Origin of the sequence: Pseudomonas sp. SC3(2021), from assembly GCF_019856535.1 — a bacterium.
GTDB lineage: Bacteria > Pseudomonadota > Gammaproteobacteria > Pseudomonadales > Pseudomonadaceae > Aquipseudomonas > Aquipseudomonas monsensis.
Map to the genome: position 1 here is coordinate 6,075,611 of NZ_CP082236.1, position 25,853 is coordinate 6,101,463.

Annotated in this window: 25 protein-coding genes, 1 pseudogene and 1 riboswitch; of the genes and pseudogenes, 8 read left to right on the forward strand and 18 right to left on the reverse strand. The window is 58.9% G+C overall.

The window, feature by feature from the left end; translation table 11 throughout:
* Positions 1 to 64: 64 nt before the first annotated feature.
* Positions 65 to 297, reverse strand: a riboswitch (cobalamin riboswitch).
* A gap of 163 nt (positions 298 to 460) precedes the next feature.
* Entirely contained in the window at positions 461 to 1,045 is a 585-nt protein-coding gene (locus K5Y35_RS26935) for a hypothetical protein (protein ID WP_186748369.1), read from the forward strand.
* A gap of 66 nt (positions 1,046 to 1,111) precedes the next feature.
* On the forward strand, positions 1,112 to 2,425 hold the full coding sequence (locus K5Y35_RS26940; protein ID WP_186748371.1) for a PQQ-dependent sugar dehydrogenase: 1,314 nt from the start codon (positions 1,112 to 1,114) through the stop codon (positions 2,423 to 2,425).
* A 128-nt stretch (positions 2,426 to 2,553) separates the two neighbouring features.
* Here the strand turns inward: K5Y35_RS26940 and K5Y35_RS26945 are convergent, their stop codons facing one another.
* From K5Y35_RS26945 to K5Y35_RS26965, 5 genes are all read right to left on the reverse strand, one after another.
* Complete coding sequence (locus K5Y35_RS26945; RefSeq protein ID WP_123465896.1) at positions 2,554 to 3,090, reverse strand: C40 family peptidase; 537 nt, start codon at positions 3,088 to 3,090, stop codon at positions 2,554 to 2,556.
* A 219-nt stretch (positions 3,091 to 3,309) separates the two neighbouring features.
* Positions 3,310 to 3,924: a C40 family peptidase gene (locus K5Y35_RS26950; protein ID WP_123465894.1), complete on the reverse strand. Its 615-nt coding sequence runs from the start codon at positions 3,922 to 3,924 to the stop codon at positions 3,310 to 3,312.
* 227 nt (positions 3,925 to 4,151) lie between these two features.
* Positions 4,152 to 4,856 (reverse strand): DnaA regulatory inactivator Hda, encoded by a 705-nt coding sequence (hda, locus tag K5Y35_RS26955; protein ID WP_007919828.1) that lies wholly within the window; start codon positions 4,854 to 4,856, stop codon positions 4,152 to 4,154.
* A 206-nt stretch (positions 4,857 to 5,062) separates the two neighbouring features.
* Positions 5,063 to 6,136: an AI-2E family transporter gene (locus K5Y35_RS26960; RefSeq protein ID WP_123465892.1), complete on the reverse strand. Its 1,074-nt coding sequence runs from the start codon at positions 6,134 to 6,136 to the stop codon at positions 5,063 to 5,065.
* 35 nt (positions 6,137 to 6,171) lie between these two features.
* Positions 6,172 to 7,227: a DUF2066 domain-containing protein gene (locus K5Y35_RS26965; protein ID WP_222833383.1), complete on the reverse strand. Its 1,056-nt coding sequence runs from the start codon at positions 7,225 to 7,227 to the stop codon at positions 6,172 to 6,174.
* 374 nt (positions 7,228 to 7,601) lie between these two features.
* Here K5Y35_RS26965 and purM point away from each other — a divergent pair, with 374 nt between their 5' ends.
* Genes purM through K5Y35_RS26980 form a run of 3 tightly spaced genes read left to right on the forward strand, consistent with a single transcriptional unit; the run spans position 7,602 to position 10,032 of the window.
* Entirely contained in the window at positions 7,602 to 8,660 is a 1,059-nt protein-coding gene (gene purM / locus K5Y35_RS26970) for a phosphoribosylformylglycinamidine cyclo-ligase (RefSeq protein WP_222833384.1), read from the forward strand.
* Positions 8,660 to 9,310, forward strand: coding sequence for a phosphoribosylglycinamide formyltransferase (purN, locus tag K5Y35_RS26975; protein ID WP_222833385.1), 651 nt, complete (start codon positions 8,660 to 8,662; stop codon positions 9,308 to 9,310). The genes purM and purN overlap by 1 nt, the downstream gene beginning before the upstream one ends.
* An 8-nt stretch (positions 9,311 to 9,318) precedes the next feature.
* Entirely contained in the window at positions 9,319 to 10,032 is a 714-nt protein-coding gene (locus K5Y35_RS26980; RefSeq protein ID WP_222833386.1) for a DUF3108 domain-containing protein, read from the forward strand.
* A gap of 274 nt (positions 10,033 to 10,306) precedes the next feature.
* On the opposite strand, the gene K5Y35_RS28345 is transcribed toward K5Y35_RS26980, so the two are convergent.
* The 3 genes and pseudogenes from K5Y35_RS28345 to K5Y35_RS26990 form a co-directional block, all read right to left on the reverse strand.
* Positions 10,307 to 11,170 carry a methyl-accepting chemotaxis protein gene (locus tag K5Y35_RS28345; protein ID WP_410055937.1) on the reverse strand — a complete coding sequence of 288 codons (864 nt, stop codon included), beginning with the start codon at positions 11,168 to 11,170 and terminating at the stop codon, positions 10,307 to 10,309.
* Between the two features lie 39 nt (positions 11,171 to 11,209).
* Positions 11,210 to 11,932, reverse strand: a pseudogene (locus K5Y35_RS28350) (MCP four helix bundle domain-containing protein); the annotation flags it as partial.
* A 130-nt stretch (positions 11,933 to 12,062) separates the two neighbouring features.
* The gene (locus K5Y35_RS26990) at positions 12,063 to 13,118 is read right to left on the reverse strand and encodes an amidohydrolase family protein (protein ID WP_123465880.1); all 1,056 of its coding nucleotides are present in this window, start codon (positions 13,116 to 13,118) and stop codon (positions 12,063 to 12,065) included.
* Positions 13,119 to 13,246: 128 nt separating this feature from the next.
* Between K5Y35_RS26990 and K5Y35_RS26995 the strand changes: the two genes are divergently transcribed.
* Both K5Y35_RS26995 and K5Y35_RS27000 read left to right on the forward strand, forming a co-directional pair.
* Positions 13,247 to 13,663, forward strand: a complete 417-nt coding sequence (locus K5Y35_RS26995) for an OsmC family protein (protein ID WP_123465878.1) — start codon at positions 13,247 to 13,249, stop codon at positions 13,661 to 13,663.
* A 61-nt stretch (positions 13,664 to 13,724) separates the two neighbouring features.
* Positions 13,725 to 14,591, forward strand: a complete 867-nt coding sequence (locus K5Y35_RS27000) for a pirin family protein (protein ID WP_222833388.1) — start codon at positions 13,725 to 13,727, stop codon at positions 14,589 to 14,591.
* Positions 14,592 to 14,791: 200 nt separating this feature from the next.
* On the opposite strand, the gene K5Y35_RS27005 is transcribed toward K5Y35_RS27000, so the two are convergent.
* The 4 genes from K5Y35_RS27005 to K5Y35_RS27020 form a co-directional block, all read right to left on the reverse strand.
* The gene (locus K5Y35_RS27005) at positions 14,792 to 15,520 is read right to left on the reverse strand and encodes a dienelactone hydrolase family protein (protein ID WP_222833389.1); all 729 of its coding nucleotides are present in this window, start codon (positions 15,518 to 15,520) and stop codon (positions 14,792 to 14,794) included.
* A 67-nt stretch (positions 15,521 to 15,587) separates the two neighbouring features.
* Positions 15,588 to 17,492 (reverse strand): molecular chaperone HtpG, encoded by a 1,905-nt coding sequence (gene htpG / locus K5Y35_RS27010; RefSeq protein ID WP_123466006.1) that lies wholly within the window; start codon positions 17,490 to 17,492, stop codon positions 15,588 to 15,590.
* A gap of 81 nt (positions 17,493 to 17,573) precedes the next feature.
* Positions 17,574 to 18,026, reverse strand: coding sequence for a PaaI family thioesterase (locus K5Y35_RS27015; RefSeq protein ID WP_123465872.1), 453 nt, complete (start codon positions 18,024 to 18,026; stop codon positions 17,574 to 17,576).
* Complete coding sequence (locus K5Y35_RS27020) at positions 18,023 to 18,499, reverse strand: PaaI family thioesterase (RefSeq protein ID WP_123465871.1); 477 nt, start codon at positions 18,497 to 18,499, stop codon at positions 18,023 to 18,025. Before K5Y35_RS27020 ends, K5Y35_RS27015 begins: the two co-directional genes overlap by 4 nt.
* 158 nt (positions 18,500 to 18,657) lie before the next feature.
* Between K5Y35_RS27020 and K5Y35_RS27025 the strand changes: the two genes are divergently transcribed.
* Complete coding sequence (locus tag K5Y35_RS27025) at positions 18,658 to 18,894, forward strand: hypothetical protein (RefSeq protein WP_123465870.1); 237 nt, start codon at positions 18,658 to 18,660, stop codon at positions 18,892 to 18,894.
* 75 nt (positions 18,895 to 18,969) lie between these two features.
* On the opposite strand, the gene K5Y35_RS27030 is transcribed toward K5Y35_RS27025, so the two are convergent.
* The 6 genes from K5Y35_RS27030 to lpdA form a co-directional block, all read right to left on the reverse strand.
* Positions 18,970 to 19,371, reverse strand: coding sequence for an MAPEG family protein (locus K5Y35_RS27030; RefSeq protein WP_128614442.1), 402 nt, complete (start codon positions 19,369 to 19,371; stop codon positions 18,970 to 18,972).
* Positions 19,371 to 20,108: a DUF599 domain-containing protein gene (locus tag K5Y35_RS27035; protein WP_123465868.1), complete on the reverse strand. Its 738-nt coding sequence runs from the start codon at positions 20,106 to 20,108 to the stop codon at positions 19,371 to 19,373. Before K5Y35_RS27035 ends, K5Y35_RS27030 begins: the two co-directional genes overlap by 1 nt.
* 258 nt (positions 20,109 to 20,366) lie before the next feature.
* Positions 20,367 to 21,680, reverse strand: a complete 1,314-nt coding sequence (gene brnQ / locus K5Y35_RS27040; protein WP_123465867.1) for a branched-chain amino acid transport system II carrier protein — start codon at positions 21,678 to 21,680, stop codon at positions 20,367 to 20,369.
* A gap of 403 nt (positions 21,681 to 22,083) precedes the next feature.
* Complete coding sequence (gene sucD, locus K5Y35_RS27045; protein WP_007919877.1) at positions 22,084 to 22,965, reverse strand: succinate--CoA ligase subunit alpha; 882 nt, start codon at positions 22,963 to 22,965, stop codon at positions 22,084 to 22,086.
* Complete coding sequence (gene sucC / locus K5Y35_RS27050; RefSeq protein ID WP_085732277.1) at positions 22,965 to 24,131, reverse strand: ADP-forming succinate--CoA ligase subunit beta; 1,167 nt, start codon at positions 24,129 to 24,131, stop codon at positions 22,965 to 22,967. Before sucC ends, sucD begins: the two co-directional genes overlap by 1 nt.
* A 202-nt stretch (positions 24,132 to 24,333) precedes the next feature.
* Positions 24,334 to 25,770 (reverse strand): dihydrolipoyl dehydrogenase, encoded by a 1,437-nt coding sequence (lpdA, locus tag K5Y35_RS27055; protein WP_123465866.1) that lies wholly within the window; start codon positions 25,768 to 25,770, stop codon positions 24,334 to 24,336.
* Positions 25,771 to 25,853: the final 83 nt, after the last annotated feature.

Below are 25,853 nucleotides of genomic sequence, written 5' to 3' on the forward strand. Positions count from 1 at the left end.
GAGGCTGAATAACGGCGGGCAGGCACAAGAATAGACGGCAAAAAGCCTGGCATCGCCCACCGTGATGCCGCTAGATGGATCAGGCCGGTCTCCGGGCTCATGAGCGGCGATGCGCCTGGCTGCGCGCCTTCCCGCTTCTGTCGAGGCAGTGGCTCAAGGCGCAGCTTTTACTCATTTACCGTTGCGGGGGCAGCGCCGGGATTGTGGTGGTTCTTCGCGCGAAGACAACCCTCACCGGCTTCCCTGTTTCACTCTGTCGACGGGGTGTCACAGAGCACCTGAAACAAGCCGCGAAGGTTAGAGGGTTGGGGGTGGAGCGTCAATTAAAGAGGGGGACATCGGTCGAATAACTGCCGTCGATCAATTATCTGACGCCAATCTTGTGCCACACTGATACAAGTGATATCAAAGAGCCATGCTTTTCTCGGAAAAGCTCATCACAACAATAAGGATGATGACGATGCAAGGCATGATCATCAGCAACCCGCGCCTGGAATTCCTGCGCCCGGTGCTTGAACGCTGGTTTGACTGTATCGACCGTTACAACGCCGTGCGCGGCGACAGCGACACGCCTTACTGGCATGACGAGAACGCCAATCTCGGATTGCTCTCGGCGGCAGCCTGGATGGCCGAGCTGGTGACCCTCGGCCAGACGCCCACCCGCAAACAGAACGAGGATGGCGAGCGCAACGCCCGCGCCGATCTGTTTATCGCCGGGACTGACGACCGCGCCTTCATTCAGGCCACGCAGCGCTGGCCCCGGGTCAACAACCTCAACCTGACCCAGGCCCTGCAGGACATCACCAGCGACGCCAAACGCATCAGCTACGCCAGTGATCTGCGGCTTGGCTGCCTGTTCGTCGCCCCGCAAAAGGCCCAGCACAGCGCCAGCCCTGAAGAATTGCAGGACATGGTCGACGACCTGCAAAAGGAACACACCTGCGCAGTCGCCTGGTACTTCCCTTACGCCTACCGAAAACTGCGCAGCGAAGCCGGCAACTATCACCCGGGCATCGCCGTGCTGTTCAAAGAGGCCCGTGGCTAAGCGGTTGAACCATCGGGCGCGTCAGCTCCTCTATGATTAGGAATGCATTCATAGGGAAGATCAGTAATGCGCAAAACCCGACTCGCTTTCGTCATCGCCCTCGCCGGAGGGCTCACCGCCTGCGGTGAATCCTCCAGCCTGCAAGTCTCCGACGGCACCGGCCCGTCACCGAAACTGCCCGAACCGAACAAGACCCTGATCCCGACAGTGAACATCGCTCCGGCAGTCGGCTGGCCCGCCGGCGGCAAACCAACCGCTGCGGCCGGCACCCAAGTGGCCGCGTTTGCCGAAGGCCTCGATCATCCGCGCTGGCTCTACGTACTACCCAACGGTGACGTGCTGGTAGCGGAAACCAACGCCCCGCCGAAACCGGACGACAGCAGCGGCATTCGTGGCTGGGTCATGAAAAAAGTCATGGGCAAGGCCGGTGCCGGCGTGCCGAGCCCGAACCGCATCACCCTGCTGCGCGATGCCGATCACGACGGCGTAGCGGAGACCCGCACAGTATTTTTGCAAAACCTCAACTCGCCGTTCGGCATGACACTGGTGGGCAATGACCTGTATGTCGCCGACACCGATCGCCTGCTGCGCTTTCACTACGAACCCGGCGCGACCGAGATCAAGACGCAGCCGATCAAGGTCACCGATCTTCCGGGCGGCACGCTGAATCACCACTGGACCAAAAACGTCATCGCCAGCAAGGACGGCAGCAAGCTGTACGTCACCGTCGGCTCGAACAGCAACGTCGGCGAAAACGGTCTGGATAAAGAAGAAGGACGCGCAGCGATCTGGGAGGTGGATCGCGCCACTGGCAATCACCGGATCTTCGCCTCGGGCATCCGCAACCCCAACGGCCTGGCCTGGGAACCCACCACGGGCGCACTGTGGACGGCGGTCAACGAGCGTGACGAAATCGGTAGCGACTTGGTGCCGGACTACATCACTTCGGTCAAGGACGGTGGCTTCTATGGCTGGCCATTCAGCTATTACGGGCAGCATGTGGATGAGCGCGTGAAACCGCAAAACCTTGATCTGGTGGCCAAGGCCATCGCCCCGGACTATGCCGTAGGCCCGCACACCGCTTCGCTGGGCCTGACGTTCGCCGAGGGCAATAGCCTGCCGGCGCAGTTCAAGGAAGGCGCGTTCATTGGGCAGCACGGCTCATGGAACCGCAAGCCGCACAGTGGCTATAAAGTGATTTTTGTCCCGTTCAGCGCTGGCAAACCGAACGGAACACCGGTGGATGTGCTGACCGGTTTCCTCGACAAGGATGAGAATGCGCTAGGTCGCCCGGTGGGCGTGGTGATCGACCAGCAAGGGGACTTGCTGGTGGCCGATGATGTGGGCAACAAAGTGTGGCGAGTATCGTCCGCCAAATAACTTTTGCCTGAACCAAAACAACTGCAGGAGTGAGCCTGCTCGCGATGACAGCGTCATCTTCAACATCACTGTTGATTGACCGCTATCGCGAGCAGGCTCACTCCTGCATTGGAGGGTGAGTCATTGAACTAAGGGTTACGCGCCAGGTGCTCAGGTTGCAACACGCGCTTGGCACTCAGATACGCTTTCTGCCAATACGCCTTCGACAGGCTGTCCAGCTTCACCGTACCGCCGGTTGCCGGCGCATGCACGAAGCGCCCTTCCCCGACATAAATCCCCGCATGACTGACCTGCGAACCGCCATTGGTGGCAAAGAAGATCAGGTCACCGGTCTGCAAGCCTTCCTTGCCGACATTCGGCGCCTGCATCACGATCATCTCTCGCGTGGAACGCGGCAAGCTGATACCCGCCGCATCACGGTAGACGAAACCGATCAGACCACTGCAATCAAACCCGGAGTCTGGTGTATTGCCGCCCCAGCGATAAGGCGTGCCAACCAGGCCCAGGGCGCGAAACAGCACGTCTTCAGCAGCGGGTGAGAATGACTGGGAGGGTCCGAACACTACCGGGGCGCGCACCACAGGCGCGGGCGGTGGTGTGCGACTGGCGCAGGCGCTGAGCAGCGCTGCGCAGAAGATCAAAGCAAGGCGGGCCGACATCGTCATAAGCAGAACATCCTGATCTGGCTGCGGCTTTCTCTGCCGGATGGACAGAAAACAAAACCGCCTGCGGAGCACGCAGGCGGTTTGCCATCAATATAGATACAGGATTCTAGCGGCTATACGACAAACTTCAAGTAAGACTTTAACTTCACCTTGTAAAGTCTGGGTCTACTCGGCTGCCGGCGCCGTTTTGGTCGCCACGGACGTGGCGACAACGGGGAATTACTTGCGAGCGGTGACCACGGTCGGAGCCATCGCCAGGGCGCGCTTGGCTTCAATGAAGGTTTTGCTCCAGTAGCTGTCACCCAGGCTGTCGATGCGAACACCGCCGCTGCGACGACTGCTGGAGTGAATGAACTGGTTGTCACCCAGGTAGATCCCGGCGTGACTCACACGACCGCGACGACCGTTGGTGGCGAAGAACAGCAGATCGCCCGGTTCGAGGTTGCTGCGCGAGACCAGCGGGGCATCCACGTTGATCATTTCGCGAGTGGAGCGCGGCAGGTTCATGCCGGCTTCTTCGCGGAACAGATAGCCGATGAAACCGCTGCAATCGAAACCGGCTTCAGAGGTGCCGCCGAAACGGTAACGGGTACCGATCAGGGACATGCCGCGTTCGAGAATGCTGTCGGCCAGAACAGGCAGCTCATACGGCTTCTTGTTGAAGTCCGACAGCTCTTTTTCGGTGTCCAGCTCTTCCTGGAAAATAACGGAAGACTGGGCAGTGGCAGAATTTTTAACCTGTTGAGGCTGCTCTTGAACTGGAGAATGAGCAGCGCAACCGAACAACAGGGTGACGAGTGCGAGAGGCACGAGGGGTGCGAAGCGATTTAGCATGGGCACGACCGTGGCTGATAGTTGTAAAGAAGCCGAGACTATGCCCGCTATCGACCTCATTTGCAAATTCAATCGACCTTTTTGTGACTTCTCGGTTTCTCGTTTACATCTAAGCGCTTAAGCCCATTTGAACCGATACGCAGCCTGCCAACCGTGCAGGAAAGCGGATTTTCTGACGCCTGAAATATGGCAAAACCCGCTGCAAGCCGCAGTTTCAGCGGGTTTGGCTACCAGCCCAGGGTTTCTTTGAGGAAAGGAATAGTCAGCTTGCGCTGGGCCTGCAAAGAGGCCTGATCGAGTTGTTCGAGCAGATCGAACAATGCACTCATGCTGCGGGTACCGCGCGTCAAAATAAAATGACCGACTTCATCGGTCAGGTGCAGACCGCGACGGGATGCGCGCAATTGCAGCGCACGCAATTTGTCTTCATCGGAAAGAGGACGCATCTGGAAAATCAACGCCAGGGTCAGGCGCGATTTCAAGTCCGCCAGTTTGACGGGCAACTCACGCGGCGAAGTGGAAGCGGCGATCAGCAGGCGCCGTCCGCTGTCACGCAAGCGGTTGAACAGATGAAACATCGCCTCTTCCCAGTCAGCCTTGCCGGCGATCACCTGCAGATCATCCAGGCAAACCAGCTCGTACTGCTCCAGGTTGTCGAGGATTTCAACGCCGCGATCCATCAATTCGGCCAGTGGCAGGTACACCGCCGGCTCGCCCATCTGCTCGAAACGCAGGCAGGCCGCCTGTAACAGATGCGTACGCCCTACGCCGTGTTTGCCCCACAGGTAGATCAGGCTTTCTGTCCAGCCGGCGTCGGCTTCGCATAGGCGCTCGACATAGCCGAGTGCAGCGGCATTGGCGCCTGGGTAGTAGTTGATGAAGGTGGCGTCGTCACGCAGACGCACACCTAGGGGCAGCTGAATCGGTTTCATGCTGACTGAACAGTTCTCAAGGAACCGTTAGTGGCCTCTGTGTAAAGTTTGCGAAGTTTATACCCGTGAAGCTGAGCGCACAATGCGACAGAGTCCAAGCAAAATCAAAGGTTTGCGTTAACACGCTGGTTTTATGACAGATTCTTTGGCGCCAGGGCCTGCAGGACACGGGCCAACCCGGCGCTTCGCCGGGTTGGCCCTCTCCTCTACAGCTCTGGCTCATCCACGCCACTATAGATGTCGGAATCCTTGTACAAGTCGTGCACATGGCGCACCAGCACCATGATCACCGCCGCCACCGGCAGCGCCAGCAGCACACCGGTGAAGCCGAACAACTCGCCACCGGCGAGGATGGCAAAGATCACCGCAACCGGGTGCAGACCGATGCGATCGCCGACCAGCAGCGGCGTCAGCACCATGCCCTCGAGCGCCTGACCGACCATGAACACCGCGACAATCCCGATCATCGGATACAGGTCGCCACCGAACTGGAACAACCCGGCAATCAGCGCCGCGCCAATCCCGATCACGAACCCCATGTACGGCACGATCGCCGCCAGCCCCGCAATCAAGCCAATCAACAGACCCAGTTCCAGGCCGACGATCATCAACCCCGCGGCATAGATCACGCCCAGTGCCAGCATTACCAGCAATTGCCCGCGCACAAACGCGCCGAGCACCTCATGGCATTCACCGGCCAGCGAGACGATGGTCTCCTCACGATCACGCGGCAACAGGCTGCGGATCTTGGCCATCATCACGTCCCAGTCGCGCAGCAGGTAAAAGCTCACGACCGGAATCAGCACCAGATTCGCCAGCCAGCCGATCAGCGCCAGGCTGGAAGCCGTGGCCTGACTCAGCACCACACCGACAATGTCAGTGGTCTGCCCCATGTGCTCGCTGATCGCCGCCTTGACCTTGTCGAACTTCCAGAAGCCGTCTGACAGCCCCAGTTTCGACTGCGCCCACGGCAACGCCGTGTGTTGCAGCCAGTCGAGCATCTGCGGCGCCAGTTCATACAAACGCAGCAACTGCTTGGCGAGCATGGGCACCAACACCAGCAACAGGGTTGTGACGATCAGCGTGAACAAGGCAAACACCGCGATTACGCCCCAGGTTCGCGACAGGCCGAGCCGCTCAAGGCGATCCACCAGCGGATCGAACAGATAGGCCAGCAGCAAGGCCACCAGAAACGGCGTGAGGATCGGATGCAGCAACCAGACAAACGCGCAAAGCAGGACTACCCCACCGAGCCAGAACCAACGCCGCGAATCGGCCATGTACCCACTCCTGTTGCTTCTATATAAGGAAAGACTTACCAGCGAAACCGCAACGATGGCGCCACAGGTGCCGGAGCCGCAGCGACAACCGGCGCTGCACCGGCAACCGTCGGTTGTGGCGCCGCCGGTGCCGGCGCTTCAGCCGGCAATTCCTGCAACTTCGCCAATGACAATTGCGCACGCAACTGATCGGCACTGCCGTTGACCCGATAGACGATGCGATCACCCTCGACACTTTGCAGACGCACACCGAACGGCTCGAGTAACCGCAGCAATGCGGCGTAGTGCTCCAGATTCATCCCCTGCACTTCCAGGGTCTGTTGCCCCGACACCCCAGGCTTGGCAACAAACCGCGGTGCCAGACGCTCGGCCACCGCCAGCATCACCGCGTCGGCCACCGCCGCCTGGTCGGCGCCCTGCACGCTGCCGGCCTCTTTCTGATCGCCCAGCCACAGATGCCATTTGGCCTGCCACTGCCCGCCCTCTTCACGCGCATGCACCGCCAGCAAGGCGTCAGCGCTGTAACGTTCCGAAGCGCCACGCAGTGGTGCCGGATCGGTGCCTTCCAGCGCGGGCGCGGTAGCCACCAGTTGCTCGCTCAGATCCGCCAGCGGCAAACGCAGCGGTAATCCGCGATGCTGGGCAGCGGTGCGCAACGGCGCAGCTGCGGCCTGACCGTCACCGACCAGGCTTGAGCCTTCAGCCGAATCGTTCAGCCACCAGCTCAGAATCGAGGGACGACTGGCACCCCACAATGACAACCCGGCACGACGCAGCGCCTGCTCGGTGGTGGCCGGATCGAAATCGACTTTCAGCACCTCCGGCGGCCCGGCATCGAAACCGAACTGACTGATGATCTGCTGCGGATCCTTGCGAATGGCCGCCAGTCCCGGATTTTGCACAGCCTTCGGGTCGCCGGTCAGGCGCAGCACCAACGTGTCCAGCGCGGCTTGCGTGGCGCGATCACGCTCTTCCGGCGCCTGACCGTGGACCGGCTCACGCACCTGATAAAGGCCTTTGAGGTTTTCGGCATGACTCGCCAGGCTGACCAGAGACAAACAACCCACAAACAACAATTTACAAAAACGCATGGAAAATTCCCGTCGACAGGAGCGGCTGGAACAGGCCGCGTGAACCGGTTGAGCAAGGCTGTGACAATCTGCCATCGCAAAACATTCACACGGCGGCGGTAAGTTTTTGCACAGTGATAACGATAGACGGTTAATTGAGCCACCTTATACAGGCACCCGCACGCCTCAATTGCAAAAAATTTCCGCTGATATGGCTCTGCCCGTCGGTGCGAGGATGGCCGCTGCCCCTCAAGCCTGATAAAATCGCGCGCCTTCGCAGACCGGCAACAGCCGGGCACCCCGAACTTCGCGTGAGGCAATCGCCCCTGTCGGATTCGGTGTTCCCGCTGAACTCGGTCGTTACCCCTGAATCCCCTCCCCTAAAGGCCTGGATCATGAGCAAGCAACCCTCCCTGAGCTACAAGGACGCCGGTGTAGACATCGACGCCGGTGAAGCATTGGTCGAACGCATCAAGAGCGTCGCCAAGCGCACTGCGCGCCCGGAAGTCATGGGCGGCCTGGGCGGTTTCGGCGCCCTCTGCGAAATCCCGGCCGGCTACAAGCAGCCTGTACTGGTTTCCGGCACTGACGGTGTCGGCACCAAGCTGCGTCTGGCGCTGAACCTGAACAAGCACGACAGCATCGGCATCGACCTGGTCGCCATGTGCGTCAACGATCTGGTGGTGTGCGGCGCTGAGCCACTGTTCTTCCTCGACTACTACGCCACCGGCAAACTGAATGTCGACACCGCTGCCCAGGTTGTGACTGGCATCGGCGCCGGCTGCGAACTGTCCGGCTGCTCGCTGGTGGGCGGCGAAACCGCTGAAATGCCAGGCATGTACGAAGGCGAAGACTACGACCTGGCCGGCTTCTGCGTCGGCGTCGTGGAAAAATCGGAAATCATCGACGGCTCGAAAGTCGCCACCGGTGACGCCCTGATCGCCCTGCCTTCGTCCGGCCCGCACTCCAACGGCTACTCGCTGATCCGCAAGATCATTGAGGTATCCGGCGCCGACATCGAAAGCATCCAGCTCGACGGCAAACCGCTGACCGACCTGCTGATGGCCCCGACCCGCATCTACGTGAAGCCGCTGCTCAAGCTGATCAAAGACACCGGCGCCGTCAAAGCCATGGCCCACATCACCGGTGGCGGCCTGCTGGACAACATCCCGCGCGTTCTGCCAAAAGGCGCTCAGGCCGTGGTCGACGTAGCAAGCTGGACTCGCCCTGCCGTGTTCGACTGGCTGCAAGAGAAAGGCAACGTCGACGAGACCGAGATGCACCGCGTGCTGAACTGCGGCGTTGGCATGGTGATCTGCGTGGCTCAGGAGCACGTTGAAGTCGCCCTGAACACCCTGCGTGACGCCGGCGAACAGCCTTGGGTCATCGGCCAGATCGCCGTGGCCGCCGAAGGCGCCGCTCAGGTTGAGCTGAAGAACCTCAAGGCTCACTGATGTCCAAGACCTGTGATGTTGTGGTGCTGTTGTCCGGCACCGGCAGTAACTTGCAGGCTCTGATCGACAGCACGCGGACCGGCGACAGCCCGGTCCGCATCGCTGCGGTGATTTCCAACCGCGCCGACGCCTACGGCCTGCAACGTGCCAGCGACGCGGGTATCGCCACCCGCTCGCTGGATCACAAGGCTTTCGAAGGTCGCGAGGCCTTCGATGCTGCCCTGATCAAACTGATCGACGAATTCAACCCCAAACTCGTGGTACTGGCCGGTTTCATGCGCATTCTCAGCGCCGATTTCGTGCGCCACTACCAGGGTCGCCTGCTCAACATCCACCCCTCGTTGTTGCCCAAATACAAAGGGTTACACACTCATCAGCGGGCGCTTGAGGCCGGCGACAGCGAACATGGCTGCTCCGTGCATTTCGTCACCGAGGAACTCGATGGTGGACCACTGGTCGTACAGGCAGTAATACCGGTAGAGTTGCACGACACGCCGCACAGTCTGGCGCAGCGAGTCCACGTTCAGGAACACCTGATCTACCCGATGGCCGTACGCTGGTTTGCCGAAGGCCGGCTGGCACTCGGTGAACACGGTGCTTTACTGGATGGCCAGTTACTCGCGGCCAGCGGCCACTTGATTCGAAACTAGGAGATATTATGCGTCGCGCCCTGCTCTTCGCTTGCGCTCTGCTCGCCCTGCCCTTCGCGCAGGCAGCCGAACTTCAACCGTTCTCCGCCAGCTACACCGCCGACTGGAAGCAGTTGCCCATGAGCGGCACCGCCGAGCGCAGCCTGACCAAGGAAGCCAACGGCACCTGGAAACTCAGCTTCAAGGCCTCGATGATGATCGCCAGCCTGACTGAAGAAAGCACCCTGACGCTGGACAAGGACACGCTGCTGCCACAGTCCTACCACTTCGAACGCGGCGGCCTGGGCAAAGCGAAAAAGGCCGATCTGGACTTCGACTGGACCAACAAGCTCGTCACCGGCACCGACCGTGGTGACGCGGTGAAGATCCCGTTGAACCGTGGCATGGTCGACAAGTCCACCTATCAACTGGCGCTGCAGCACGATGTCGCCGCCGGCAAGAAGACCATGAGCTATCAGGTGGTCGATGACGGTGAAGTCGATACCTATGACTTCCGCGTGCTCGGTTCGGAGAAAGTCGAGACCAAGGCCGGCCAGATCGATGCGATCAAGGTCGAGCGCGTACGCGATCCGACACAAAGCAAGCGCATCACCGTCCTCTGGTTCGCCAAGGATTGGGATTACCTGCTGGTTCGTCTGCAACAGGTTGAAACCGACGGCAAGGAGTACAACATCATGCTCCAGGACGGCACGGTCAACGGCAAGGCTGTCAAAGGCAGCTGATCCGCCGCTACAGCAAAGAGCCCCGCGAAATGCGGGGCTTTTTTTCGCCTGCGTTTAACCCGGCTTTTTGTGCCACCTTTGCCCCTCACCCGAGCCCTCTCCCGAGGGAGAGGGATCTGACCGAGATGTCTGAGGCTATGTATCGACCTGAAAGATCGAGTCGATTATGGATTCACCCAGGCAGTTTCAGGTCGACGGATGTACAAAGCATCGCACGGTCGGTCCCCTCTCCCTCCGGGAGAGGGCTAGGGTGAGGGGCTTTTGAAGGCGAAACTCAAACCGAAAATTTCGCCACCATGCTGTTCAAATCCACCGCCAACCGCGACAACTCCTGACTCGCCGCACTCGTCTGATTGGCCCCCGCCGAGGTCTGCATCGCCAGATCGCGAATGTTCATCAGGTTGCGATCCACCTCTCGCGCCACCGCCGCCTGCTCCTCCGAAGCACTGGCTATCACCAGATTCCGTTCATTGATCAGGGTAAATGCCGAGGCAATCTCCTCCAGCGCGGTGCCGGCCGCTTTCGCCAGCTCCAGCGTCGAACGCGCCCGGGTGTTGCTTTGCTGCATCGAACTGACCGCCGAATCGGTGCCCTGTTGGATGCCACCAATCATCTGTTCAATCTCCTGCGTTGACTGCTGGGTGCGATGGGCCAACGCCCGCACCTCATCGGCCACTACCGCGAATCCGCGTCCGGCATCACCGGCCCGCGCGGCTTCAATCGCGGCGTTCAATGCGAGCAGATTGGTCTGCTCGGCGATTGAACGAATCACATCCAGCACCTTGCTGATGCCATGAACCTTCTGCGCCAGATCTTCGACCTGCGACACATTGTTGGTCACGTCTTCGGCGAGTAACTCAATCGACGAAACGGTTTGCTGCACTTGTTCGCGACCATGCTGGGCAATGCGGTCAGACTCGCGCGACGCCTCGGAAGTCGCCACCGCATTGCTCGCCACCTCTTCCACGGCAGCGGTCATCTGATTCACCGCCGTGGCGGCCTGCTCAATCTCCAGGCTCTGCTGATGCAAGCCGCGCGTCGCGTCTTCCGTGACGCAGCTGAGCTCCTCCGACGCCGACGCCAGTTGACTGGACGACTCGGAGATCTTGCGAATGGTGTCGCGCAGGTTGTGTTGCATGCTTTTCAGCGCATGCAGCAGCCGCGCCGGCTCGTCCTTTCCGGAGATGCTGATGTCGCCGGTCAGATCGCCGCCCGCCACCACTTCGGCAACACCCAGCGACTGCGCCAGCGGCAGCACAATGCTACGGGTCAGCAGCAGCGCCAGTCCGATCGTAATCAGCGCCGTGACACCGATCATGACCCCGACCCACAACCGCGAATTGATAAACACCAGTCGCGCCGCCTCGGTGGCGAGACTGGCATTGTGTTTGTTCAGCTCGACCAGTTCTTTGAGGGTCACCGCCATCTCATCGGCCAAGGGACTCATCTCGCCGTTGAGAATCGCAGCGGCTTCCTCCACGCGGTTTTGCGCGGACAACTGCATGACCTGCGCCTGCAACTCCAGGTACTTGTGCTCGGCAACCTTGAAGCGGTCAAACAGCTTGCGCTCCTCGGGCAGCACGATCAGCACGTCATAACGCTGCTGGGCCTCGCTGAGTACCCCACGCAGATCATCAAGCTTGGCGACATTCTGCGAAATCGCTTGCGGATCGCGATTGAGCAGCAGCCGCATGGTCAGGGCCCGCAAGCGCAGTATGTCCTGACTCATCTCGCCCACTGCCATGACGCTCGGCAGCCAGTTGTTATCGACTTCATCGGATTGCGCCCGCATGTTCGACATTTGCAGCAAGGCGAAAGCCCCCAAGGCAAATACCATCAAACCCAGCAAGCCAAACCCCAGCCCGGCGCGCGGGGCAATATTGAGACTTCGGATACTCATTACGCTGGTTCCTTCCAAAAGCGCTGCATCAACCCTGCAGCTGGTTGCTTTAGAAGGTATCGGCCCGGCGAAAATTTGCGTAAGACCAAAAGGTGATATCAAAAGGCCTTAATACTTCGAACCTTTGGCATTAACGTTTCAGCGAGGTTTTCCCGGACTTAGCCGCTGTTCGCGGCAATATAGCCAGGAAGTTATCCCGGGCGACTTTACGGGCAACGTCTTCGGGCAAGGCATCAAGAAAGGGCGTGAAACTGTGCATCTCTCGGCCGAGCTTGTTGAATCGGCCGACGACGTCAGAGCCGAGCATGAAGCGCTCCGGGTATTTCTCCACCAAGGCCAGCCATTCCGCACGTGGTCTGCCCTGCTCATCCAGCAGATACGGCGTGAGCATGCTCCACGACAGATCGACGAACAGATTCGGATAAGCCTCAAGCAACCGGCTGACGGTGGGCAGAAGAAATTTCAGTTGCGTCTGGTGCCGATGAATTTCCGCGCTCGTCCCCGCGTGCGCCCAGATAAAGCGCGTATGCGGATGATTGCGCAGCGGCTCTTCGATTTCCTTCAGGTACAGCGGATTTTTCTCACGCTTGGAGGTGATGTTCGAATGCAGCATCACCGGCAGATCGTTTTCCGCCGCCAGGTGATAGATCTTCGTCATCGCCTCATTGTTGGCACGCGGCGTGTCACCGGAGGTCAGCGCCGTGAGATCGTCGTGACGCGTAAACACCTCGCCAATGCCCTGCCACAGCCCCGGATACAGATCGAGCATGCGCTGGATGTGCGCAGCAGAGTTCTTGTCGTTGGGATTGAACCCCGAGAGGAATGGGTGAAAGTACGGACGCTGCTCCGGGGCGAGTTTTTGCACCGCATCGGCGATGATCACATCGGTGGCGCTGTACCAATAGGCATCAGCGTCATCACCGGCGTAATAGCGCGGGCGCTTGGGTTCGTCTTCATGCCACTTCTTCGCCACCGGAATACCGGAAATCATCACGTGCTCGACGGAGTTGTCCTTCATCGCTGTCAGCAGTTTCGCCATACCCGCGGTCTCCTGGAAAAAATCCACGTAGTGCAGGTGCGCATCGCTGTAGGTGTAATCGCGGGCACTGGCGGCGCCGGCAAATACCAGCAAGCAGGCAAGACTCAAACGAAACAAGGGCACAAGTAATCTCCGGCAGGTAGACATAGCCTAGACCCCGAGCCGGCGACAAGGGTTCATCCTGCAGGAAAGTGGAACGCACCTCTGTAGGAATGCTCTATAACTGCAAGGTCTTTTTTGATCGAATGACTTTTCCTACTGCCAGTGAGGTTGCCATGACCGTTACCGTCAATACCGTCTCCGCCGAAGGTTTTCGTCACACCGTACAGATCGACGACCACGAATTGTTTGCCGACGTACCGAAGTCTGCCGGTGGCGAAGGCTCGGCGCCCGAGCCACACGATTATTTCGATGCCGCACTCGGTGCCTGTAAAGCCTTGACCCTGAAGATGTACGCGAAGAAGAAAGACATCCCGCTGACCGGCGTCGGTGTCGAGGTCAAACGCGACAACAGCGAAGAGCAGAAAGGCAAATATGTGCTGCACGTGACGCTCACCCTTAAGGGCGTCCTCACCGATGCCCAGCGTGAGGAGTTGCTGCGCGTAGCGGATCGCTGCCCGATCCACAAGCTGATGACCACCAGCGAAGTGACCATCGAAACCCACGCCCCACAGGGCTTCGACAGCCAGTAATCACCCTCTTGCCAGCGGCGGGTTATGCTTCTGGCATCACCCGCTCAGCCTGGAATGCACCATGGACACGCAACCTCTGATCATCCGCCCGCGCGCCGAAGACGTCGAAGGCCAGCCGATTCTGCGCCCGTTGCCGTCAGCCAAATGCCGCAGCGTCGGGCCTTTCGTGTTTTTCGACCACATGCTTGAAACGGTTTATCCGACGGGCAAAGGCATGAACATCCGACAGCATCCGCACATTGGTCTGTCGACACTCACCTATTTGTTTGAAGGGCAGATCCAGCACAAGGACAGCCTTGGTTCCGACCAGGTGGTCCAGGCCGGTGATGTCAGCTGGATGACCGCCGGCAGTGCGATCGCGCATGTCGAGCGCACACCGGAAGCGTTGTGGGAACAAAGCTTCACGATGCACGGCTTGCAGATCTGGTTGGCCTCGCCCAAGGAACACGAACAAGGTCCGGGGCACTACAGCCACTATCCGGCGGCAACTTTGCCGGTCAGCGATAACCTTGGCGTACAGATCCGCATGATTGCCGGGTCAGGCTTTTGCCTGGAATCGCCGGTGCCGGTGCTTTCTCCTACGCTGTACGCCGAAGTGCAGATGCAAACCGCGACCACGCTGCTGATTCCCGCCGAGCATGAGGAGCGGGCGGTGTATGTGTTAAGTGGTGATGCGCAGTTGAACGGTGAAGTGATCGAACCGCATGCGCTGGTGGTGTTGCCGACAGGCGAAGAGATGAGTCTGTTTGCCGACAGCAATGTACATGCGGTGGTGTTCGGCGGCGCGGCGCTGGACGGCCCGCGGCGGATCAACTGGAATTTTGTCGCGAGCGATCCGGCGGCGATTGATGAGGCGCGGCGCAAGTGGGCGGCCGGGGACTGGCCGACGGTGCCGGGAGAAATCGAGCGGATCGAATTGCCGCGTTAAGCCTTGACCCTCACCCCAGCCCTCTCCCAGAGGAAGAGGGCTGGGGTGAGGGTCATACACCGACCTGAAAAGTCTTGGCGATTATGGATTCACCAACACACTTTCAGGTCGGGTTAACTCATCAACATCCCCCATTCAGCCCCCTCTACCTCCGGTAGAGGGTTAGGCGGACGGCGTTCCGATGAGGGGCTTTTCACTTCTCAGTCCTTGAACACTTCATCCAGCAAATCATGCATCGACTTGAACGCGCGCTTGGCGGTTTTTGCGTCGTACATCATCTTGCCCGGCACATTGGCTTGCGGATCGGTGAACGAGTGCACCGCACCGCCATAGCTCAGCAACTGCCAATCCACGTTCGCTGCATTCATCTCATCTTCAAATGCCGGCAATTGCTCTTTCGGCACCAACGGATCGGCAGCGCCGTGCAGCACCAGCACCGAGCCTTTGATGTTCTTCGCGTCTGCCGGGTTCGGCGAATCCAGCGTACCGTGGAACGACACCGCCGCCTTCACCGGCACGCCTGTGCGCGCCAGATCCAGTGCGCAGCAACCGCCGAAGCAGAAACCGAACACCGCCAGTTTCGAGGTATCGACCGCCGCTTCGCCCTGCTTTTGCAACTGCTCGAACGCCGCCTGCATGCGCTTGCGCAGCAGTGCGCGGTCGTCCTTCAGCGGCATCATCGCGGCACCTGCCTGATCCGCGTTTTGCGGACGCACGGCCTGACCGTAGACGTCGGCAATCAACACCACGTAGCCCTTGGCCGCAACTGACTTGGCGATTTCTTCCGCGCCAGCGCTGACGCCCATCCAGTTTGGCGCCATCAACAGGCCCGGGCGTGCGCCCTTGTGCTCGGCGTCAAACGCCAGACGACCTTCAAAAGGCTGGCCATCAAGCTGATAGACCACGGAACGTACAGTGACTTGGCTCATTTATGACTCCTGAATGTTAAACACCAGAATGAAAAAACCCGCCGAAGCGGGTTTTTCTACAACGTGATTAAGCTGACAGCTCAACCAGCAGCTTGTTCAGACGGGTCACGTAAGCGGCCGGGTCTTTCAAGCTTTCGCCAGCCGCCAGAGCGGCCTGATCGAAGAGGATGTGCGACAGGTCGCCAAAACGCCCTTCGTTCTGCTCGCCGTCGAGTTTCTCGATCAGCGGGTGGCTCGGGTTGAATTCGAAGATCGGCTTCGAATCCGGCACTTTCTGGCCGCTGGCTTCAAGGATCTGGCGCATTTGCAGGCCCAGGTCCTGTTCGCCGATGGCCAGAATGGCTGGCGAGTCGGTCAGACGGTGGGACACGCGAACCTCGGCAACGGAATCGCCCAGCGCGGTTTTCAGGCGCTCGACCAGACCTTCTTTGGACTTGGCGACTTCTTCTGCGGCCTTCTTGTCCTCTTCCGAGTCCAGGTTGCCCAGATCGAGATCACCACGTGCCACGTCAACGAAGGTCTTGCCGTCGAATTCGCTGAGGTAGCTCATCAGCCACTCGTCGATGCGGTCGGTCAGCAGCAGCACTTCGATGCCTTTCTTGCGGAAGACTTCCAGGTGCGGGCTGTTCTTGACCTGCGCGTAGGTTTCGCCGGTGAGGTAATAGATCTTGTCCTGACCTTCCTTGGCGCGGGCCAGGTAGTCGGCCAGACCGACGATCTGCTCGCCGTCGTCGCCATTGGTCGATGCGAAACGCAGCAGACCGGCAATTTTTTCCTTGTTGGCGAAATCTTCTGCCGGGCCTTCTTTCATGACCTGACCGAAGTTCTTCCAGAAGCCCTTGTATTGCTCAGGCTCGTTTTTCGCCAGTTTTTCCAGCATGTCCAGTACGCGCTTGGTCAGCGCGGTTTTCATCGAGTCGATGATCGGGTCTTTCTGCAGGATTTCCCGCGACACGTTCAGCGACAGGTCGTTGGAATCGACCACGCCTTTGATGAAGCGCAGGTACAGCGGCAGGAAGGACTCGGCCTGATCCATGACGAACACACGCTGCACGTACAGCTTCAGGCCTTTCGGCGCTTCACGCTGGTACAGGTCGAACGGTGCACGGGCCGGCACGTACAGCAGCGAGCTGTATTCGAGCTTGCCTTCGACCTTGTTGTGGCTCCAGGCCAGCGGGTTTTCGAAGTCGTGGGCAATGTGCTTGTAGAACTCCTGGTATTCCTCGTCCTTCACCTCAGTGCGCGGACGGGTCCACAGGGCGCTGGCGCGGTTGACGGTTTCCCATTCAACTTCAGGCTTCTCTTCGCCTTCGGCAGCAGCCACTTCTTTCGGCAGCTCGATCGGCAGCGCGATGTGATCGGAGTACTTCTTGATGATATTGCGCAGACGCCAGCCATCGGCGAACTCGTCTTCACCGGATTTCAGGTGCAGGACGATGCGAGTACCGCGCTCTGGCTTGTCGACAGTGGCGACTTCGAACTCGCCCTCGCCTTTTGACGACCAGTGCACACCTTCGCTGGCCGGGGTGCCGGCGCGACGGCTGTACACGTCAACTTTGTCGGCAACGATGAAGGCAGAGTAGAAGCCGACACCGAACTGGCCGATCAGGTGCGAATCCTTCTTCTGATCGCCCGAGAGATTCTTCATGAAATCGGCGGTGCCCGATTTGGCGATGGTCCCCAGGTGGGTGATCACATCGTCACGGTTCATGCCGATACCGTTGTCTTCGAGCGTGACGGTCTTGGCGTCCTTGTCGAAGCTCACACGGATTTTCAAGTCAGCGCCACCTTCGAGCAACTCAGGCTTGGCCAGGGCTTCGAAGCGCAGCTTGTCGACAGCGTCAGAGGCGTTCGAGATCAATTCGCGAAGGAAGATTTCCTTGTTGGAATACAGCGAATGGATCATGAGGTGCAGCAGCTGCTTTACCTCGGTCTGGAAGCCCAGGGTTTCCTTTTGAGTTTCCACACTCATGGTCATCAAACTCCAATCAGATGGCATTGGCCGCGACCCGAATGGTCGGCGGCGGGTTGTTCACTGAGTTGGGGGCAGCGTTCAGGATTTCAAGGGCTCATCAATTTTGAAGTGCGCGCGGGCGGTGGCAATCGGCTCGCTTTCGGTACTTTGCCAGGCGGTCACGGCAACGTTGGCGACGCGTCGCCCCTGGCGGCAGACCTGACACTTGGCCCAGGTGTCGCGAAACTGCCCGGCCCGCAGATAATCAAGGGAGAAGTCGATAATCTTCGGTACGCCCGGTGCGCCGGTGAAGATCAACAGATGCAGGGCGGCGGCCAGTTCCATGAACCCGGCAATCACCCCGCCGTGGATCGCCGGCAGTAAAGGGTTACCAATGTTGTCCTTGTTCGCTGGCAGCTTGAACAGCAGCTCATCGCCGACCCGCGAGCATTCGATGCCGATCAGGCCGGCATATGGAATCAGCTTCAGTAACGGTGCGTAATCACCCTGAGCGTGAGCGGCTTGCAACTGTTGTTTCAGGTCGTCACTCACTGCCCCTCTCCTTTTATTTTGCCGCCAAAGCCTTGAGCGCCCTTGATGCCCTTGCCCATGCGCATAAACGTGCCGACCACGTGGGCAATGGGTGTGTCGGGATCGTCCTGATAGGCAAAACCGCGAGCGAAGATCACATCGGTGGTCACCCGATAGCATTGGGCGAAACCGTAGACATCCTTGTGCGGTTCAGCGGCGTGCATGTAGTCGATACGCAGATCGAGGGTCGGGCAGACTTCAAACTCCGGCAGCACGCACAACGTTGACATGCCACAAGCCGTGTCCATCAACGAGGTAATGGCGCCGCCATGAATCACTCCGGTCTGTGGATTGCCGACGATTTGCTGGCTGTACGGCAGGATAACGGTGAGCCCTTCGCTGGAGGCGCTGTGCACCTTCAAGCCTAGGACCTGACAGTGGCGCAAGGCGGAAAGAAATCGTGTCGCGCGCTCAAAAACGGGGTTTTCGGCCATTGGATAATTACCCTCGCTGGAGCCTTTTGCCAGTAGTAGGAATCAGCGCAAAAGTTCCGCTGCAAAACAAACTTATATATCTGAAAGAAATGAGGAACTTAACCCTCACGACCGAGTTCTTAAGGCCAGTAGTTATTTTCCATAAGGAGAAACACCCCATGCGTAAGACTTTAGCTATTGCCTTGATGTTGACCGCTTCCCTCGGTCTCGCTGCCTGCGATAAAAAATCCGAGGACAAAGCTCAAGATGCCAACCAACATGCTGAACAAGCTCAGCAAGACATGAACAAAGCTCAGGATAAAGTGAACGACGCAGCAAAAGAAAACGCCGAAGCTGCCAAAGCTCAGGCTGAATCGAATCAGGCTGCACAAGACGAAGCTGCCAAGAAGCAATAATTGCGACTTGATGCAGAAAAAGAAAACCCGCCAAGTGCGGGTTTTCTTTTGCCTGAGATTTAGCGGTCATCCGCGTTAGAGCAAAACAGTTCTAAAAGTCGGACTAATCATCAGTAACAAAGAGCAAATGAGGCCGACCAGCCACGTCAGACTGCGCAGGGACGGTTTATCAGCCAGGTACAACCAGATGTAGAGAATCCGCGCGATGACAAAGATGATCGCCAGGGCATCAATCAACCATCCCTGGGTTTGCGTGGTGTGCGCCATCAGCACGCCGACGGCAAACAGGATGAACGCTTCGATGCTGTTCTGATGGGCCGCCAGTGCCCGCGCACCGTAACCGGTAAGTTGCGCCTGTTGCTGGCGCGGCAGGTGATTGTTGTAACCGCCCTGCTCTTTCATGGCTTTGCCGACCGGCATGCGGGCGATGTAAATCAACAAGGCACTGATAAACACGCACCAGAACGGAATACTCATCAAGCAGCCTCTTTAGTCGCTTCGGGCAACGGCGCCTCAGTAGGGGTATAGACCATCACGTCGAGAACGTCGGAATGAAATTCGCGACGATACAAAACCAGCACGACGCCGGCACTCATCAACATGAACAGCCACGGGCTGACAAACCACGCCAGCATGCTCATGCCGAAGTAGTAAGAACGCAGGCCGAAGTTGAACTGGTTGGCCGCCATCGAAATAACTCGCGCCGCCCGTAATGCGAACGCCTTGCGCTCCTGCTCGGACACCTGACGCTCGCCGATCATCGGTGCCGAACCCACCAGTACAGCGGCAAAGTTGTATTGGCGCATGCACCAGCTGAACGTAAAGAAGGCATAGACGAACACCAGCGCCAGGCACAACAACTTGATCTCCGACATGCCTTGGGAGGCTTGCTGCACCATCGGAATATCCGCCAGCAAGGACACCGCCCGCTCCGACGCGCCCAGCACGGTCAGAATGCCAGCCAGGATGATCAGGGTGCTGGAGGCGAAGAACGAGGCGTTTCGCTCCAGATTGCCGATCACGCTGGCATCGGCAATGCGGTTGTCACGTAGCAACATGCGGCGCATCCAGTCTTCGCGGTACAGGTGCAGTACGCTGGCCAGGCACGCGGTGTCGCGGGCCTTCCAGCTGGCATAGCGGGTGTAACCGCCCCAGCAGGTGACAAACCAGAGCGCGGCGAGCAGGTGGATCAGGTTGGCTTGGATGAACGACATGCAATTCCCTGTGGAGTGTGAACACGGTACCTGTAGCAGTGAGCCTGCTGGCGATAACGGTTTGTCAGCCAACTTCAATGGTGACTGACACAGCGTGATCGCAAGCAGGCTCACTCCTACGTTAATTCTGTGCAGTGCTTCGACGTTAGCTCAGGGAAAAAGACACTGCCTCACGCACATAAAAAATGCCCCGTATCGTTTGATACGAGGCATTTCTGTTCAAGCGTTCAAGCCCCGCTTGTGGCGGGTCAGGGAACGTCAGGCAACGGCTTCGCTGCGCTTGCCCAGCAGGCGATCGCAAACCACCGCGACCACCAGGGTCATCACGCACGGCACCAGCCACGCCAGGCCCTGCTCGCTCAGCGGCAGGTGGGACAGTTGCGACGGCATCCAGTCGGCCAGGCCGGCACCTTTCAGCGCGTCGATCATGCCGAACACGAACGACACCAGCATCACCGGACCGATGATGCGGCCATGCTCATGCCAGAAGTCTTTGCAGAAGCTCAGCGCCACCAGCACGATGCACGGCGGGTAGATCGCGGTCAGGACCGGGATCGAGAAGGCGATCAGCTTGGTCAGGCCCAGGTTGGACACCAACAGCGAGAACGCCGCCAGAATGATCACCAGGGTCTTGTAGGACAGTGGCAGCACACGGCTGAAGTATTCGGCACAGGCGCAGGTCAGACCGACCGCCGTGACCAGACACGCCAGCGAAATCAGTACGGCGAGGAAACCGCTGCCCAGCGAACCGAAAGTGTGTTGCACATAAGCGTGCAAGACCGCGGCGCCGTTGGTGGCGCCAACAGCCACTTCGTGGCTGCCGGAACCGAGACGGAACAGGCTGACATACACCAGCGCCAGACCCACGCCGGCAATCAGCCCGGCGATGATCGCGTAACGGGTGATCAACGCTGGCGATTCAACGCCGCGAGAGCGGATGGCATTCACGATGACGATGCCGAATACCAGCGCACCCAGGGTATCCATGGTCAGGTAACCATTGATGAAGCCCTGGGAGAACGGCGCGGCGACGTACTCTGGCGTGCCTTGACCGATATCACCGGCCGGCAAGGCGAAGGCAGCGATGCCGAGAACGGCCAGTGCAATGATCTTCAACGGCGCGAGGAAACGGCCGACAGTGTCGAGCAAACGGCCCGGATACAACGATATGAAGAACACCAGCAGGAAGTACACCGAGCTGTAAAGGAACAGCGCCAGCGGGCTCTCGCCGGTCAGCGGCGCCAGGCCGACTTCGAAGGACACGGTCGCGGTACGCGGCGTGGCGAACAACGGGCCAACTGCCAGGTAGCACGCCGCCGCGAGGATGCCGCCAGCGACCTTGCCGATCGGGCTGCTCAGTGCGTCCATCGCCCCGCCGACCTTCGCCAGCGCAACGACGGTGATGACCGGCAGACCGACTGCAGTGACCAGAAAGCCCAGCGCCGCCATCCAGACATGAGGCCCGGCCTGCAAACCGACGATAGGCGGGAAGATGATGTTGCCGGCCCCGACGAACAGGGCAAATGTCATAAAACCAAGTGCCAGGATGTCCTGACCTTTCAAAACTTTCATTAAGGAAATACCACACTACTGAATCGGAATTTAGAGGGGGATTTCCCTGTGGGGTTAGGGAAATGCTGTCAGTCCGTATAAGACTGACCCGTTTAGCGCGTTGCATGCCTTGTGGGCGGCAGACGCAAAAATGGCTGCTAGCCTAACGAATTTGTCTGACAAACGCACTGTTTGAGGGCGAACTATCCGATACGCGACGTTTCCGTGTCGCGTTTTTGCATGTAATTGGGTAGATGTCTATAAATCGCCTTCGCGAGCAAGCTCGCTCCCACTTGGGAATGCGTACAAATGTGGGAGCGAGCTTGCTCGCGGAGGCGATATCACTGATGACGCAGGTGCCAGAAACGACAAAGGCCACCCGAAGGTGGCCTTTGCCTGGTGAAGCGTCAGCTAAGCGCGAGGCTTACTTGACAGCCCAACCGGTCAGCTCGGCCAGGGCCTTGCCGATGTCTGCCAGCGAACGCACGGTTTTTACACCGGCGTCTTGCAGTGCAGCGAACTTCTCGTCTGCAGTGCCTTTGCCGCCAGAGATGATTGCGCCAGCATGGCCCATGCGCTTGCCCGGAGGAGCAGTCACACCAGCGATGTAGGAAACAACCGGCTTGGTCACGTGTGCCTTGATGTAGGCAGCCGCTTCTTCTTCAGCCGAACCGCCGATCTCACCGATCATCACGATCGCTTCGGTCTTCGGGTCTTCCTGGAACAGCTTCAGGATGTCGATGAAGTTCGAACCCGGGATCGGGTCACCACCGATGCCGACGCAAGTCGACTGACCGAAACCGGCGTCAGTAGTTTGCTTAACAGCTTCGTAGGTCAGGGTGCCGGAACGCGAAACGATACCGACCTTGCCTGGCAAGTGAATGTGACCTGGCATGATGCCGATCTTGCATTCGCCTGGGGTGATCACGCCTGGGCAGTTAGGGCCGATCAGGACTACGCCCAGCTCGTCGCACTTAACTTTAGCGTCCAGCATGTCCAGGGTAGGAATGCCTTCGGTGATGCAGACGATCAGCTTGATGCCGCCGAATGCCGCTTCCAGGATCGAGTCCTTGCAGAAAGGAGCCGGAACGTAGATCACGCTGGCGGTAGCGCCAGTGGCCGCGACTGCGTCTTTAACGGTGTTGAACACTGGCAGACCCAGGTGCTCGGTGCCGCCTTTGCCCGGAGTTACGCCGCCAACCATCTTGGTGCCGTATTCGATGGCTTGCTGGGTGTGGAAACTACCTTGCGAACCGGTAATACCCTGGCAGATAACTTTGGTGTCTTTATTGATCAGGACGCTCATTATTTGCCCTCCGCAGCTTTGACAACTTGTTGAGCAGCGTCGGTCAGGCTGGTAGCAGCGATGATGTTCAAACCGCTTTCTGCCAGTACTTTAGCGCCCAGCTCAGCGTTGTTGCCTTCAAGGCGAACAACAACCGGGATTTTCACGCCGACTTCTTTCACGGCGCCGATGATGCCTTCGGCAATCATGTCGCAGCGAACGATGCCGCCGAAGATGTTGACCAGTACTGCAGCGACGTTGGTGTCGGACAGAATGATCTTGAACGCTTCAGTAACGCGTTCCTTGGTAGCACCACCACCTACGTCGAGGAAGTTGGCTGGCTTGCCGCCGTGCAGGTTGACGATGTCCATGGTACCCATGGCCAGACCGGCACCGTTGACCATGCAGCCGATGTTGCCTTCCAGGGCTACGTAGTTCAGTTCGAACTTGGCAGCGTGCGCTTCGCGCGGATCGTCTTGCGACGGATCGTGGAAAGTCTTCAGCTTAGGCTGACGGTACATGGCGTTGGCGTCGATGTTGATCTTGGCGTCCAGGCAGTGCAGATCGCCGTCAGCCTTGATCACCAGCGGGTTCACTTCCAGCAGAGCCAGGTCGTGATCCTTGAACAGCTTGGCCAGACCTACGAAGATCTTGGCGAACTGAGCAACCTGCTTGCCTTCCAGACCCAGCTGGAATGCCAGCTCGCGACCCTGGAATGGCTGAGCGCCAACCAGTGGATCGATAGTGGCTTTCAGAATTTTTTCTGGAGTGTCGTGAGCGATTTTCTCGATGTCCACGCCACCTTCGGTGGAAGCCATGAACACGATGCGACGGCTCGAACGGTCAACGACAGCGCCCAGGTACAGCTCTTTAGCGATATCAGTGCACGATTCAACCAGGATCTTGGTGACAGGCTGACCATTGGCGTCAGTCTGGTAAGTCACCAGACGCTTGCCCAGCCACTGCTGTGCGAAGGCTTTGGCGTCTTCTTTGCTGCGAACCAGCTTGACGCCGCCCGCTTTACCGCGACCACCGGCGTGAACCTGGGCTTTGACAACCCACTCGTTGCCGCCGATTTTGTCGCAAGCTTCTGCTGCTGCTTCCGGGGTGTCTACTGCGTAACCAGTGGATACTGGCAGGCCGTATTCAGCGAACAGCTGCTTACCCTGATACTCGTGAAGATTCATGCTTTTTACCGTCTTCGTTAGGTACTGCGCATTCGGCGCTGCGCTCTTGATGAGTGCCGCGCCACCTGTGACTGCTGCTTGCGTAGCCTTTCCGGGTACCCGGTGCAGCTACGCAAGACTGCGTCCAGCGGACATTCCGCGGTGAGACTTGCTCGCAAGGCTCACGACGGGCCGTTACCGCCGTGGTTTCTTATTGTGTGTCTTAACGCTTCTTGCGGTTGGCAATGTGGATGGCGCCGCCATTCACAGCCAGAGCAGCTTCGTGCAAGGCTTCAGACAGGGTCGGATGGGAGAAAACCATCATGCCCAGGTCTTCAGCGCTGGTGCCGAATTCCATACCGATCGCGCCCTGCTGAACCAGTTCTGCAGCGCTCGGACCAATCACGTGCACGCCCAATACGCGGTCAGTCTTGGCATCAGCGATGACCTTGACGAAACCACCGGTATCGTTGGCGGCCATGGCACGGCCGGAAGCGGCGAACGGGAAGGTGCCGACGTTAACTTCAACGCCTTCAGCTTTCAAGGCCTGCTCGGTTTTGCCAACCCACGCGATTTCCGGGTGAGTATAAATAACCGAAGGGATCAGGTCATAGTTCATCTGGGCTTTGTGGCCCTTGATGCGCTCGACAACCATGATGCCTTCTTCGGATGCCTTGTGCGCCAGCATCATGCCGCGAACCACGTCACCGATGGCGAAAACGCCCGGTACGGTGGTAGCGCAGTGATCGTCAACGTGCACGAAACCGCGCTCGTCCAGGGTCACACCGCTGTCGGCTGCCAGCAGATCAGTGGTCACCGGACGGCGACCAACGGCTACGATCAGCTTGTCAAAGGTGATGGTCTGTTCGCCGTTGGCATCGGTGTAGTTCACCACGACTTCGTCGCCGTTCACTTTGGAACCGGTTACGCGAGCGCCCAGCTTGATGTCCAGACCCTGTTTGGTCAGGGTTTTCAGCGCTTCCTTGGAAACAGCGGTGTCCGCTGCCATCAGGAAGGTGTCCAGGGCTTCCAGGACAGTCACTTCTGCACCCAGACGCGACCAGACCGAACCCAGTTCCAGACCGATCACGCCAGCGCCGATCACGCCCAGACGCTTCGGTACGGATTGGAATTCCAGAGCACCAGTCGAATCAACGATGACTTTCTGGTCGACCGGAGCCGGTGGAATGTCGATCGGACGCGAGCCTGGTGCCAGGATGACGTTTTCAGCTTCGATGACTTCAACCGAACCGTCTGGCTTGGTGACTTCGACTTTCTTGCCGGCCAGCAGTTTGCCGTGGCCCTGAATCGAAGTAACGCCGTTGGCCTTGAACAGGGTGGCAACGCCGCCGGTCAGGTTCTTGACGATGCCAGCCTTGCGGCCAACCATCGCAGCGACGTCCATTTTGACTTCGCCAGTCGAGATACCGTGAACGTTGAAGCTTTCTTTTGCTTCCTTGTATTTCCAGGAGCTGTCCAGCAGCGCCTTGGAAGGAATGCAGCCCACGTTCAGGCAGGTACCGCCCAGGGCTTGCTTGCCTTCGGCGTCGGTGTACTTCTCGATGCAGGCAGTGGTCAGACCCAGCTGCGCGGCCTTGATGGCAGCTACGTAACCGCCAGGGCCGGCACCGATCACTACTACGTCAAATTTCTGCGACATTCAAAAAATCCTCTTTAGCAATAAAGCTACAAGCCGCAAGCCAAAAGCTACAAGCCAATCCGCTCGTATTGAGCTTGAGGCTT

Coding starts and splice junctions, on each gene's coding strand:
- K5Y35_RS26935 (WP_186748369.1), top strand. CDS start 461: ATGCAAGGCATGATCATCAGCAACCCGCGCCTGGAATTCCTGCGCCCG.
- K5Y35_RS26940 (WP_186748371.1), top strand. CDS start 1,112: ATGCGCAAAACCCGACTCGCTTTCGTCATCGCCCTCGCCGGAGGGCTC.
- K5Y35_RS26945 (WP_123465896.1), bottom strand. CDS start 3,090: ATGACGATGTCGGCCCGCCTTGCTTTGATCTTCTGCGCAGCGCTGCTC.
- K5Y35_RS26950 (WP_123465894.1), bottom strand. CDS start 3,924: ATGCTAAATCGCTTCGCACCCCTCGTGCCTCTCGCACTCGTCACCCTG.
- hda (WP_007919828.1), bottom strand. CDS start 4,856: ATGAAACCGATTCAGCTGCCCCTAGGTGTGCGTCTGCGTGACGACGCC.
- K5Y35_RS26960 (WP_123465892.1), bottom strand. CDS start 6,136: ATGGCCGATTCGCGGCGTTGGTTCTGGCTCGGTGGGGTAGTCCTGCTT.
- K5Y35_RS26965 (WP_222833383.1), bottom strand. CDS start 7,227: ATGCGTTTTTGTAAATTGTTGTTTGTGGGTTGTTTGTCTCTGGTCAGC.
- purM (WP_222833384.1), top strand. CDS start 7,602: ATGAGCAAGCAACCCTCCCTGAGCTACAAGGACGCCGGTGTAGACATC.
- purN (WP_222833385.1), top strand. CDS start 8,660: ATGTCCAAGACCTGTGATGTTGTGGTGCTGTTGTCCGGCACCGGCAGT.
- K5Y35_RS26980 (WP_222833386.1), top strand. CDS start 9,319: ATGCGTCGCGCCCTGCTCTTCGCTTGCGCTCTGCTCGCCCTGCCCTTC.
- K5Y35_RS28345 (WP_410055937.1), bottom strand. CDS start 11,170: ATGCAACACAACCTGCGCGACACCATTCGCAAGATCTCCGAGTCGTCC.
- K5Y35_RS26990 (WP_123465880.1), bottom strand. CDS start 13,118: ATGTCTACCTGCCGGAGATTACTTGTGCCCTTGTTTCGTTTGAGTCTT.
- K5Y35_RS26995 (WP_123465878.1), top strand. CDS start 13,247: ATGACCGTTACCGTCAATACCGTCTCCGCCGAAGGTTTTCGTCACACC.
- K5Y35_RS27000 (WP_222833388.1), top strand. CDS start 13,725: ATGGACACGCAACCTCTGATCATCCGCCCGCGCGCCGAAGACGTCGAA.
- K5Y35_RS27005 (WP_222833389.1), bottom strand. CDS start 15,520: ATGAGCCAAGTCACTGTACGTTCCGTGGTCTATCAGCTTGATGGCCAG.
- htpG (WP_123466006.1), bottom strand. CDS start 17,492: ATGAGTGTGGAAACTCAAAAGGAAACCCTGGGCTTCCAGACCGAGGTA.
- K5Y35_RS27020 (WP_123465871.1), bottom strand. CDS start 18,499: ATGGCCGAAAACCCCGTTTTTGAGCGCGCGACACGATTTCTTTCCGCC.
- K5Y35_RS27025 (WP_123465870.1), top strand. CDS start 18,658: ATGCGTAAGACTTTAGCTATTGCCTTGATGTTGACCGCTTCCCTCGGT.
- K5Y35_RS27030 (WP_128614442.1), bottom strand. CDS start 19,371: ATGAGTATTCCGTTCTGGTGCGTGTTTATCAGTGCCTTGTTGATTTAC.
- K5Y35_RS27035 (WP_123465868.1), bottom strand. CDS start 20,108: ATGTCGTTCATCCAAGCCAACCTGATCCACCTGCTCGCCGCGCTCTGG.
- brnQ (WP_123465867.1), bottom strand. CDS start 21,680: ATGAAAGTTTTGAAAGGTCAGGACATCCTGGCACTTGGTTTTATGACA.
- sucD (WP_007919877.1), bottom strand. CDS start 22,965: ATGAGCGTCCTGATCAATAAAGACACCAAAGTTATCTGCCAGGGTATT.
- sucC (WP_085732277.1), bottom strand. CDS start 24,131: ATGAATCTTCACGAGTATCAGGGTAAGCAGCTGTTCGCTGAATACGGC.
- lpdA (WP_123465866.1), bottom strand. CDS start 25,770: ATGTCGCAGAAATTTGACGTAGTAGTGATCGGTGCCGGCCCTGGCGGT.